The following is a 12,449-nucleotide window of genomic DNA, read 5'->3' as shown; positions in this document are numbered from 1 at the left end:
AAAATAATAGGTCAATTTTAAATCTATCTATAATAGACACTCCATATTTGCTACGGCTTAAATTTTTATAAGTTATTGATACTTTTGTTTAAAATAAAAGCACGTATGTCTATTATTAAACAAACGTGCAACTACTACTCTTAATCTTTAGTGATCCCATAAGAAAGATAGGTCAAGACTAGATAAACTAACGTAAAATATAACGCATAGTTAGCGAAAAAGTACCTATAACCGATCAGAAATAACACTGGAAAAATTAATAGTATGATCCATGGCATCCGTTTAGCTCCGGCATACAAGCCCAACACGATCGAATAGATCACATTAGCACCTAACAAAATAAAGCCTACTTTCATAATATCATTCAAATCCAGTGTTGCGCCAATAATTGGGACAATAAATGCAAATAACGCCCCAAATGCTACATACCACAGTGTATTTATGGTAAAAAGTCCTTTGAACTTCATAAAAGACCTCACTTTTCAAATTTCTTAGTTGTATTCTACTCCAGTTCAAGAGTAAAAGAAAGTGCAGCCAACAGATACAAAGGCGCCGTTTCTGCACGCATGATCCTTGGACCCAATCCAACTGAAACAACCTGTTGTTGATTCAAAGCCTGAATCTCGTCTGGAGCAAAACCACCTTCAGGACCAAAAAAGCCAGTGAGACTAACAGATGAAGCTTGGACATTTACATTACATTTAGTCTTCTGTAAGACTTGTGCTAACTGACCTGTTTCTCCTTGTTTGGCAGATTCTTCATAAGCCACTATCCGGCGATCAGATCCTGCGGTTAGCTCCAAGACATCCGATAATTTTTGACAAAACAATACTTCGGGGATCACTGTCCGGTGAGACTGTTCAGCTGCTCCCTTGGCAATTTTTTGTAGTCTACTCAATTTTTTTGGTGCTTTTTTTTCATCCCACTTAGCTACACTACGAGCTGCATTATATAGAACAAAACGTTTTGCACCAAGTTCAGTTCCTTTTTGGACGATTTTTTCGACCTTATCTCCCTTTGAGATCCCACAAACGATCGTTACTTCTACTGGCAATTCAGGGTCTTGCGTAGAGATATCGATGACTTTTCCTTCTGCACTTTTTGACTCAACTGCTATCAATTCAACTAGCTTGATTTTTTGATCAGGTCCTACAATTTCAATTTTATCACTGACCTTACCACGCATAACATCGATCGCATGGTGAAAAATTTCTGGTGGTAAGGTAAATGTTGACCCGTCGATATTTTCTTTAACAAAATAACGTTGCATATTTATCTCCTACTAAAAATTACTCTTGTGGCATAGTAGTGACTATACCATACCAATCTTTCATCTTTAAAGTTTCATCGATCACAAAACCATTTTCTTTTAAAGTTTTCTCGATCAATGGTAATTTATCTTCAATGATCCCCGATAAGATCAGCTTACCGTTTGCTTTCAAATGTGTTGCTGCCTGTGGGATCAAAGGTACAATGATCTCGGCTAAGATATTAGCTACTATCAGATCCGTTTGAGTTTCAACGCCATCAAGTAAATTATTTTTAGCCAAATGAATATTTGTTGCAACTGGATTTAAAGCAAAATTCTCTCGTGCAGCTTTCATTGACTCATCATCAACATCAAAAGCATCGATATGTTTGGCACCTAGATATTTAGCAGCAATACTTAAAACACCTGACCCTGTACCAACATCGATCATATCCTCTTGACCATTGATCGTTGATTCCAAAGCATGTAACGCCAAAATAGTAGTTGGATGAGTACCCGTCCCGAAAGATTTGCCAGGGTCCAAGCGGATCACTGCCGTTTTTTCATCCCAATTACTATCATCTTCCCAACTGGGAACAATCGCTAGATAGCGACTGATCTGACGGCCATGATAATATTTTTTCCATTCATTTGACCATTGTCCATCATCTAAAACTTCACTGGCGATTTTATAATGACCTGCGTCTAACCCATACTTAGGCAGTTGATCGATTGCTTCGCTCATCTTTTGTTTCAAAGACTCAAGCTTAACTTGTCCTTCAAAATATGTTGATAAAGTCACTGTTCCTTGGCTCGGGTCATCATCGATCTGTAAACCACCTGCTCCATTTTCCATCATCAATTCACTGATCGCATCCTGTGCTTGTGCATTACATTCTATGTAAAATCTTGTCCATTTCAATCTAAACTTCTCCTCATCTCATCAATTCGGTCCAACTGAATTTTAAATTCTGTCTTTTATTCTACAGTAATCACATTATTTTTGCACCAAACATCCTTTTTACTATTGGATAAATCTCGAACATTGCACAACTAGCAGGAATATTCCACCAAATTATGCCAAAAATAATTGCAAGGTCAGTTTTTTTTGCTACACTTGTTATAGGCAATAATTATTCTAATAATATAAGGAGCGGATCAAATGGCAAAATATAAAATGATCCTTGATTTAGATACAGGAATAGACGATGCTTTAGCCATCGCTTATGCTTTAGCTACACCAAAAGCAGATCTGATCGGTATCATCGGTTCATATGGTAATGTGGTTACTTCTCGTGGAGTTCAAAATAGTCTTGACCTTTTGGAGTTACTGGGTCATCCAGAAGTACCGGTATACATGGGTGCAAAACACTCATCCACTACTGACCATTTTGATGTAATGCCTGTTAGTGCACAAATTCACGGTGTCAACGGTGTTGGAGAAGTTGAATTAAAGAAAGCTGACCAACAAGTTGCTACAGAAGATGGCGTTGATTTTTTGATCTCAGCTGCACACAAATACCAAAAAGATCTTTTATTAGTCCCAACTGGTCCTTTAACTAATTTAGCTGCCGCACTTGATAAAGACCCGGAAATAGCAGATTTGATCGGTAGTGTGTCGCTTATGGGCGGTGCATTAACTGTTCCTGGAAATGTCACGCCGGTTACTGAAGCTAATATCAATCAAGACCCCAAAGCTGCTGACCGTGTTTTTCGTAGTTCGCTTCCATTGACAATGGTCGGCCTCGATGTAACGACACGTACTTTATTAACGATCAAAGAAACACAACAATGGCGTGATTTAGGCACTACTGCAGGTCAGAAATACGCAGACATTGTTGACTTTTATATTGATGCGTATAAGGTTACTAGTCCACATTTGGGTGGGTGTGCTTTACATGATCCATTAGCTGTCGCTGTGGCAGTTGAACCTGATTTAGTATCAACAATTTTCTTAAATATGAAAGTTGATACTAAAGCCCCATTTGCCGGGCGTACGATCGGTGATGAAACGCGCATCAATGAACCAGCAACTCAAACACAGGTTGCAGTAAATGTTGATAAGGATCGTTTCGTTTCTGAATTTATGACAAAATTAACTGATCTTTTCAAGAATAACTAGTTAAAATTGACAAAGTAGGTGGACAAATGAACTGGTGGAAATATATTGGGATCTTCTTATTTGTATTATGGTTATTATTAACCACTAACAAATTCATAAACTTAGGAAAACAGGGACATTTTTCATATAAGCGTGCCTTTTTTGGCCAAATAGAATGGTACAAAAATTTTCGTAATTGGTTATTGATCATTGCTCTTGCATTGGTTGAGATCAATGTATCACTTAACACAATTTTTTTATTGTTCCTGTTAAGTTCGATAGTATTTTTGGTCCTTTGTATCCGTAATTTAAAATTCCGGATTGGTATTCCTTCTAGCTCCGTTTGGCTGTCTGGCTTGAATCTCTTATTAGCAATTTTATCTAGCATTTTTGTTTTTTTTCTTTAAGTCCAAAATAAAGAGAGTGATATAAAAAATGTTTTGAAGCCGCTTTGTAACAACGATTGCATTATTTTGGGTCGTAGCAAGCGGAAAAACAGAATGACGCAATCATCGTTACATTAAGGCTTCAATCTTTTAGAACACGTTTAAGGACCATCGATCAAATCCCATTAAATTGGGATAGATCGATGGCCCTTTTATAATTGCACAGCTAGTTATGTCCCATCTCATTTTTAATGCAAACAAAGCTCCTGACGATGTAATGTATTCAATATCTCATCACGCTTTGTTTTTTTATGATTTAACTTAGCAGAATTGATTTGAGCAGTAAAAGAATCTATCCTCTGATTACTATTTCGCAGATCATAATAGGTCTGTACGTTTTTATCGTAATCAGCCAGATCTGATAAGGTATGATCATAATTATATTCGTTTTCAAATGTTCTAAAGTCCAGGGGTAACCTCGGTTTTAATTGTGGTTGTTGGTCTGGAATGCCAACCTGAAGTCCTAGTACAGGGAAAGTTAATACTGGTAAATTCAAAATTTTAACCATTTTAGCAGAATCATTTACGATACTGCCTAAAAATACAGTTCCCAAACCAAGACTTTCTGCCATATTAGCAACATTTTGTATTGCAAGTACCGTATCATCATACGCTTGAAAAAAAACATCTGTATTATGCAAACGTCCATCATCATTTCCACTTTGTTTCCTGATTTGCTGGTTTCTATATAAATCAACGATAAAAATGAATAGATCTCCATTTGCACCAACGTAATCTTGCTGACAAATTTTCCTGATAGTCTTTCTTTTATCAAAATCAGTTACATGAATTACCGAAGATTGTTGTAGAAACGATGAGGTGGCTGTTTGACGAGCAGATTCCATTAATAAATCAAGCTGTTCTTGCGATAATGCTCGATTTTTAAAAGCTCTAATAGTCCGTCTATTTAATAGCAGATCTTTGACCTGATTATTCTCACTAGTCACTTTAACCACACTTCCTCAAAAAAATTATCGTAAAAAAACAAATCATCTTAATTATATAAAATGATTTGTTAGTTACTATATTAAAGCATATTAATCTATTTAACTTCAACGATCTTAACTGACATTTTACCGGCAGGTGTCTCTATCTCAACCTGATCCCCTAATTTATGACCAATTAAACCCTTAGCAATTGGTGATTCATTGGAAATCTTACCAGAAAAAGGATCTGCTTCAGCAGCACCCACTATTTGGTAAGTTTCAGGATCATCATCATCTTCTTGGAAAGTAACACTCTTACCCACAGCAACTTCATTCTTATCGATTGCATCACTATCAATAATTTCAGCATAGTTTAGCATATGATCGATTTCTTTGATTCTGCCTTCCACAAATGATTGCTCATCTTTAGCAGATTCATATTCAGAGTTTTCAGATAAGTCACCAAAAGAACGCGCAACTTTGATCCGGTCGATCACTTCAGAACGTTTATTCGTTTTTAGATCCTCTAATTCTGTTTCAAGTTTTTCTTTACCTTCCAATGTCATTGGAAATGTTTTTTCTTCAGCCATTCAAAAAATCCCTTCACTTCATCATAATTTTATATCTAATTGTTTTAAACTAAAAAATATAGTAAACATTATATCACTCGACCAAAATCATCAATACGTAACCTGATATAACAAGAGATATGCTAATTCAAATTTAACTAATTTGCAAGTTTATCCTATTTTATCAACAGAAGATCAATTGATCGTCACCTTAGAACAAAGGCACAAATTGCAAATTCATGCCATCTGTGCACTCAAGTTAATTTTTTATTTATTTTTGTGCTTCACGAATTATATCCCTGATTTTAGTGACCAATAAATCGATAGCGACCTTGTTTTCTCCACCTTCTGGTACGATTACATCAGCATAACGCTTTGTTGGCTCAATAAACTGGTGATACATTGGTTTAACTGTCTTTAAATACTGGTCGATAACTGACTGTAATGTACGGCCACGTTCTTTCATATCACGCTGAATACGACGAATGATCCGAATATCATCATCAGTATCAACAAATACCTTAATGTCTAACAAATCACGCAATCTAGGATCACTTAAAACGAAGATCCCTTCTAAAATAATTACTTCCCTAGGCTCAACTTGCACAATTTTGTTACTTCGAGTAAAAATCGAATAATCATAAATAGGCTTCTCGACCGATTTCCAAGCTGATAGATCAGATAATTGGGACACCAATAAGTCAGTATCAAAAGCATCAGGATGATCATAATTCACTGCTTTTCTTTGCTCGATACTCATATCACTTTGATCACGGTAATAAGAGTCCTGTTCTAACATTAAAATCGAATGTCCATGTAGTTGATTAAAAATAGCATGTGAAACAGAGGTTTTTCCACTACCCGAACCGCCTGTAACGCCAATAATGATCGGTCTTTTTTTCTCACTTAGTTCTGCCATCAAATATAATCCCCTGTTCTATTTATCTTTATCTTCTACTTTAGAAATAATCTGTTGATGTTCTTGGTAAGTTTGTGAGTAATAAACCTTACCTGTCTTGGTATCAGCAAAGAAATACAAATAGTCCTTATCTTTTTCTTGTGGTGATAAAACAGCCTTGATTGAAGCTAGACTTGGACTATTGAATGGACCAGGTCCGATCCCTTTGTGCTTGTATAAATTGTAAGGAGAATCCACCTTCAGATCCTTATATGTCACTGTCTCTTTATGCTTATTCAAAGCGTAAAGTACAGAAATATCTGTTTGAAGTTTCATATCTTGATCGATACGATTCTCAAATACACCAGCAATTTTCGCGCGATCTTTATCACTATCACCTTCACGCTCAACTAAAGAGGCCAAAGTCATGATTTTTTGAACACTTTGCTTTTGTTTTTTAATTTTTGAATAGTAAGGTTTCATTACTTGATCTGTTTTGAAAACCATTTCTTCAACCAATTGTTTTAAAGTTGTCTTCTTAGTAACTGTATAAGTTGCTGGGTAAAGATAACCTTCTAGATGATAACGTACATTTTTAGCATTAGTTGCAGAAGAAAGTAAGTCAGGATACTTCTTTTTCAACTCAGCTAAAAACTCTTTGTCATTTAATAACTCCAAAAAGTCTTTCTTTGAAAAACGAGTGCTTTGTTGAACAGCCTTACCGATCGTTTCAGCTGTAACACCTTCCCTGATCAAAACACGTCCAGAATTCAGTGGCTCACTCGCGCCACCTTTTTGCAAATCATGTGCGATTTCATTTAAGGTCATCGATGGTTTTAATTCGTAGTACCCCGCCTTAAAATTAGCTATTTTTTTTGATTTAACGTAATAATCAAAAACAAAGCCACTTTTGACGACCTTTTTTTCCTCTAAAATTGAGCCGATCTGTTTACTTGTACTTCCAACTGGTACCTTAACTTCTACTCGTTTATTTGAATTTGGTGCTAATGGTTTCAATCCTGATTTGAAGTAACTGTAACCTGAAATCGCAACAACCACTAATAAAACAACAATAATAGAGACCACAGTCCAAATTACACGCGAAGCCACTTTATTTTTTTTACCTTCTGAATCCAACATTTACCCTCCTAGAAAAACTCTCCAAATCAGTATACCAAACCAGATGCAAAATGTATATAGTCCTTGATTTAGCACTATTTTGATTTTTTGTTTTCTATTTCAGTCTATGTAAAAAAGCCACAGTAATTTCTAATGAACATCGATCAAAGATTTACTCTTTAATTCGGTGAACGGCAAAAACTGTGGCTTTTTCTTTAAACATCAAAATCAAAGAACTTACGATTTCACTTAACGTACGGTAACTTCTAATTCTTCTTGTAATTTTGTAATAGCTTTATTAAATTCATCACTAACTACCTCATCTTTTAACGTTGCATTTTTATCTTGATAAACAAGCGTATACGCTAATGATTTGAAGCCCTTAGTAATATGTTCACCTTGATAATGATCAAATAAATGGATATCCACTAAATGTTGTCCACTATTTGTCCAAAGTGAACTTAAAATTTGCTGGTTGGTAATTTCATTAGGCACGGCTAATGCCACGTCACGCGTAATAATTGGGTACCTAGAAATTTCTTGATATACTAACTCGTCTTTTGGAGCAGCAATGATTTTTTCAAGATCGAGTTCAAAAACATAAGTCCGTTTTAATTTATATTCTTTAGCTAAGGATGGATGGACCTCACCAATAAAGCCTAACAATTGTTCGTTCAGATAAATATCAGCCGTCCGTCCAGGGTGCATCTCTTCATGTTGCGCAGTGGCTTCAAAACGGGCCCCGTTTTTGATACCTAGAGATGACAATAAGAAGGTTACGATCCCCTTTGTCAAATAAAAATCAACTTTCTTTTTATCTCCATGCCAAGTTGCTTCGTGGAAAAGGCCAGTCAAAGCGCCAGCCACATGTTCCACTTCACGTGGTTTTTCAGTACTATCATCTCTAAAAAAGACACGTCCCTGCTCATATAAAGCAATATTTTCAACTTTACGAGCACTGTTATATGCTAGGTCATCTAACAAACCACTTAATAAATTCATACGTAACGTTGTATGATCTGAACTCATTGGAAAATCAAGGTTTGTCTGCAATGCCGGTTCTAGTGCAAAACGTTGTGCCTTTTTAGGTGTTGTTAAACCATAAGAAATGGCTTGATCCAGTCCAGCACTCTCTAATAAATAACGCGTATCTCTGATTGCTTTTTGTGTCTTAGTATACCTACCCGGCGTTGCTTGTCCGGCTGGTAGAGTTGCGGGTAGCTTATCATATCCATACAAACGAGCAACCTCTTCAATCAGATCTGCGTCAATTTCAATATCCCACCGTCTAACTGGAACTTTAATAGTGTACATTCCTTCATTTTCACTAACTCCAAAATCAAGTCTTGCAAAAATTTCTTTAACTTCTTTTGAACTAAGATCAGTTCCCAAAACATGGTTGATACGCGCAAGTGAGACCTTAACTTCTTTATCACTTTGATTTGCACGTTGATCTCCGGCAACACCAGCAACCACTTGTCCATCACCTAATTGAGCGATCATTTGCGCTGCACTATCTAACGCTTCTTTAACAGTAGCCACGTTGATCCCACGTTCAAAACGAACTGAAGCTTCTGAATGTAATTTCTCTTTACGGGCTGTTTTACGGATCCGATGACCATCAAATACAGCAGATTCTAAAGCGACTGTTTGTGAATCATCATCGATCTGTGTATTTGCACCACCCATTGTACCGGCCAAAGCAACCGGTTCACTACCATTAGTGATCACAATATCTTCTGCGCTTAATTCACGTTTTTCGCCATCTAAAGTTGTCATCTTTTCGCCTTCATTGGCTAGACGAACGACAACATCTTTAGTTCCTAATTTGTCATAATCAAATGAATGTAGTGGTTGTCCGTAATCCATCAAAATATAGTTAGTAACATCAACGATGTTATTAATTGGACGTACACCGGCATTCCATAGACGCTTTTGTAACCATAAAGGACTTTGTTTGACCTTAACATTTTTAATGATACGCATTAAATAGGTCGGAGCAAGGTCAATTGGTGCTTCTGCCTTTAAGTAATCAGAAATATTACTACTATCGTCTTCTTTTACTTCCGGACGTGGCAAATTAACCTTTTTATCATATAAAGCAGCTACTTCATTGGCCACTCCTCTTACACTTAAAAGATCAGCCCGATTTGGTGTTATATCAATGTCGATCACATCTTCATCCATACCAAGATATGGGAAAATTGATTGGCCAGGAATAGCATCTGTTGGTAAAACATAGATTCCATCGGTATATTCTTTAGGAACCACGCTTTCTGAGAAACCAATTTCTTGTAATGAGCAGATCATCCCTAAAGAAACTTCGCCACGCATCTTTGATTTCTTGATTTTATTGTGACCTGCGATCCAAGAATTAGGCAAAGCCACGATCACATTTTGTCCGCTAGCGACATTGGGAGCACCACAAACGATCTGATAAAGTTCTTTTTCTCCAACATCAACTTGGCAGATTTTCAAATGATCTGAATTGGGGTGTGGTACCAAACTATTGATATGTCCGACCACGATTTTCTTTTGTCCTTCTTCCAACCGTGAAACGTCATCAATTTCTACCGCACTTAATTCTATTTTATTCGCTAGCGAATCTGCATCAATACTTGCAACAGGAACATATTCATCCAGCCATTTTTTTGAAACTTTCATTTAGAGACGACCTAACCTTTCTGAGAAAATTGTTCTAGGAAACGAACATCATTTAAGTAAAACTCACGAATGTCATTGACCCCATACTTCAACATAGCAAATCTATCTGGGCCAAGGCCAAAAGCAAAACCACCATAAATTTCAGGATCGATCCCAGCCATTTTCAAAACATTAGGGTGTACCATACCGGCACCAAGCGTTTCGATCCAACCAGTATATTTGCATACAGCACAACCCTTACCACCACATTTAAAACATGATACATCGACTTCGGCCGATGGCTCGGTAAATGGGAAATAACTTGGGCGCATTCTGATCTCGCGTTCTTCGCCAAATAAATTTTTAGCTAATTGTTGCAGCGTCCCTTTTAGGTCAGCCATTGTTATATGTTTATCGATCACTAAGCCTTCTACCTGATGAAATTGATGTGAATGAGTCGCATCGTCGGTATCCCGACGGTAAACTTTTCCAGGAGAGATCATTTTTAATGGGCCCTGAGAAAAATCATGCTTTTCCATCGTTCTCGCCTGTACAGGTGAAGTCTGCGTCCGCATTAAAATCGAATTTGTAATATAAAATGTATCTTGCATATCTCTTGCAGGGTGATCTTTCGGGAGGTTTAGCATTTCAAAATTATAATGATCTTCTTCAACTTCTGGACCGTCGACTACCTGATAGCCCATACCCAAGAATAATTTTTCAATTTGATCGATAACTTGTTCGAGTACATGCGGTTGTCCCTGTTTAACTGGTACTCCTGGCAAAGTTACATCAATTTTTTCTTGCTCAAGTTTATCTGCTGTTTTAGCAATTTCTAATTCATCGCGGCGTTGTGTAATAGCCTCACTGATTTCATCACGGACTTTATTGGCGAAACTACCAACTTTAGGCCTTTCATCAGCTGGTAAATCACGCATTCCTCGTAAAACCTCAGTGATCGGCCCTTTTTTACCTAAAACATGGACTCTAATATCATTAATTTTTTTAGTGTCAGATGCAGATTTAATTTCTGACAAACTGTTTTCCTTGAGCTGCTCAAGTTTATCTTTTAGATTCATTGTTTTTCCTTCCTTAAAAAGTTATTGGATTATCGAACTAAATTAAATAATCACTATAAAAATAATTTTACAGCTTTTTCCTTGATATTTGTCTGAAAAAAGAAAAAAGCCCCATCCCTAAAAAGGGACGAGGCTTCGCGGTACCACCCTTGTTTTATCGCTAGTTAACCTAACAATAACACTTAGATCTTGATAACGATCAGTACAGACCGTAACGCTTTTCACTAGCAATCAGGCTCCCAGCGTTAACTCGGGAAGTGAACTTCAACTATTTTCCAACAAAACGTTCTCAGTCATACGTTTCTTCCTGTGATGGTCTACCAGTTTACTCTTTTCCGTCTTCGTTTCAAATATTAACATCAGTTTACCTTGATTAAAAATGATAGTCAAGTCAGTCTTTACAATCGGCTAAAGTGTACCATTTTTCTGCCCAATCATGAACTTGACCAATAATACCAGCCAAATCTTCACCTTGCTCAGTTAACTGATAGACGTCACGACAACTGTCGACTAAAGGCGTTTTAGTGATCAAACGCTCATTTTCTAACTCTTTTAGGCGTTCAACTAAAACACGATCACTACATTTATCTACTTTATTAGCAATGTCTTTGAAACGTTGTGGGCCCTCAGATAGTAAAACATCGATAATTAGCCCATTCCATTTTTTACCAAGGATACCAAAAGTTTTTTCGAAACGAGGACATAGTTCATAATCGCTATTTTTCTTAACTTCTACTGCCATAACAACTCACCTCCGGACGAAATAAGTCCATTTATAGTAAACAAAAAGCCCGTGCTATGACATTCGAGCTTTCTGGACTTCAAGTCAATTATAATTTTACTCTCATTTACTTACTTTTGCAAAGCTTAAATGCTCTTTCAAATCCACTTTGACTTCTCCAGCTAAATGCCCACTATACTCAGCCGTTGCGGAATATTTGTCAACAGCTGTCACAATAAAACCTTCTGGATATTTAGGTGGGCATACAGTCGCACCCCACATGTGTTTAATAATAATATCTTTTTCCAATGGGCTAAGATCAGTAATTTTTTCTGCATTTCTTAAAGCAATACGTGGATGGATCCAAGCATGTGTACCACGGTCAAATTTAGTCGTACGCCAATCATAATAAAACAAATCGTGTAACAAACCTGCACGAGCTGTAGCCTTAGCATTTAAACGCATTTTTTTAGCGATACAATAACTGGTATAAGACACATGAATACAGTGATCTAAACGTGTTGTTGCATGGTGTTGTTCATATTCTGCCAATTTTTGTACTGCTGGTTCTTGTAATAAGTCACCAACATAACTCATATATTCAGGATCTTGTTTCCATTTGACATTTGTTGTCATATTCGTCAAATTACCTCACTTGATTGATTTATTAGCTTTCATATCCCTAATAGTAAACTGCC

12 protein-coding genes are annotated in these 12,449 nt (G+C 36.7%); 1 reads left to right on the top strand and 11 read right to left on the bottom strand.

All coding sequences use genetic code 11. From position 1 onward, the window contains the following. Positions 1-140: 140 nt before the first annotated feature. The 3 genes from LACPOB_RS0106915 to prmA are packed head-to-tail and all read right to left on the bottom strand — an operon-like array spanning position 141 to position 2,171. Positions 141-467, bottom strand: a complete 327-nt coding sequence (locus tag LACPOB_RS0106915; RefSeq protein WP_017868102.1) for a hypothetical protein — start codon at positions 465-467, stop codon at positions 141-143. A gap of 35 nt (positions 468-502) precedes the next feature. Continuing rightward, a complete protein-coding gene (locus LACPOB_RS0106910; RefSeq protein WP_017868101.1) occupies positions 503-1,270 on the bottom strand; it encodes a 16S rRNA (uracil(1498)-N(3))-methyltransferase in 768 nt (255 codons plus the stop codon). Positions 1,271-1,289: 19 nt separating this feature from the next. Further along, a complete protein-coding gene (prmA, locus tag LACPOB_RS0106905) occupies positions 1,290-2,171 on the bottom strand; it encodes a 50S ribosomal protein L11 methyltransferase (RefSeq protein WP_017868100.1) in 882 nt (293 codons plus the stop codon). Positions 2,172-2,411: 240 nt separating this feature from the next. On the opposite strand from prmA, the gene LACPOB_RS0106900 reads away from it, so the two are divergent. Next, complete coding sequence (locus tag LACPOB_RS0106900) at positions 2,412-3,371, top strand: nucleoside hydrolase (protein WP_017868099.1); 960 nt, start codon at positions 2,412-2,414, stop codon at positions 3,369-3,371. A gap of 613 nt (positions 3,372-3,984) precedes the next feature. On the opposite strand, the gene LACPOB_RS0106890 is transcribed toward LACPOB_RS0106900, so the two are convergent. From LACPOB_RS0106890 to LACPOB_RS0106855, 8 genes are all read right to left on the bottom strand, one after another. Further along, the gene (locus tag LACPOB_RS0106890; protein ID WP_017868097.1) at positions 3,985-4,743 is read right to left on the bottom strand and encodes an NADPH-dependent oxidoreductase; all 759 of its coding nucleotides are present in this window, start codon (positions 4,741-4,743) and stop codon (positions 3,985-3,987) included. A gap of 95 nt (positions 4,744-4,838) precedes the next feature. After that, positions 4,839-5,312 (bottom strand): transcription elongation factor GreA, encoded by a 474-nt coding sequence (gene greA, locus LACPOB_RS0106885; protein WP_017868096.1) that lies wholly within the window; start codon positions 5,310-5,312, stop codon positions 4,839-4,841. Between the two features lie 250 nt (positions 5,313-5,562). Further along, positions 5,563-6,210, bottom strand: coding sequence for a uridine kinase (gene udk, locus LACPOB_RS0106880; RefSeq protein ID WP_017868095.1), 648 nt, complete (start codon positions 6,208-6,210; stop codon positions 5,563-5,565). A gap of 18 nt (positions 6,211-6,228) precedes the next feature. Beyond that, entirely contained in the window at positions 6,229-7,329 is a 1,101-nt protein-coding gene (mltG, locus tag LACPOB_RS0106875) for an endolytic transglycosylase MltG (RefSeq protein ID WP_026142779.1), read from the bottom strand. Between the two features lie 228 nt (positions 7,330-7,557). Beyond that, positions 7,558-9,972, bottom strand: coding sequence for a phenylalanine--tRNA ligase subunit beta (pheT, locus tag LACPOB_RS0106870; protein WP_017868093.1), 2,415 nt, complete (start codon positions 9,970-9,972; stop codon positions 7,558-7,560). A gap of 11 nt (positions 9,973-9,983) precedes the next feature. After that, the gene (gene pheS, locus LACPOB_RS0106865) at positions 9,984-11,030 is read right to left on the bottom strand and encodes a phenylalanine--tRNA ligase subunit alpha (RefSeq protein WP_017868092.1); all 1,047 of its coding nucleotides are present in this window, start codon (positions 11,028-11,030) and stop codon (positions 9,984-9,986) included. Between the two features lie 391 nt (positions 11,031-11,421). Then, a complete protein-coding gene (locus LACPOB_RS0106860) occupies positions 11,422-11,772 on the bottom strand; it encodes a winged helix-turn-helix transcriptional regulator (protein WP_017868091.1) in 351 nt (116 codons plus the stop codon). A 102-nt stretch (positions 11,773-11,874) separates the two neighbouring features. Continuing rightward, positions 11,875-12,387 (bottom strand): HD domain-containing protein, encoded by a 513-nt coding sequence (locus LACPOB_RS0106855; protein WP_017868090.1) that lies wholly within the window; start codon positions 12,385-12,387, stop codon positions 11,875-11,877. Positions 12,388-12,449 lie beyond the last annotated feature (62 nt).

Source organism: Ligilactobacillus pobuzihii E100301 = KCTC 13174, assembly GCF_000349725.1.
In the GTDB taxonomy this organism is placed as follows: domain Bacteria; phylum Bacillota; class Bacilli; order Lactobacillales; family Lactobacillaceae; genus Ligilactobacillus; species Ligilactobacillus pobuzihii.
Note: the sequence above shows the minus strand (reverse complement) of the source record. Positions and strands in the feature narration are given on the sequence as shown.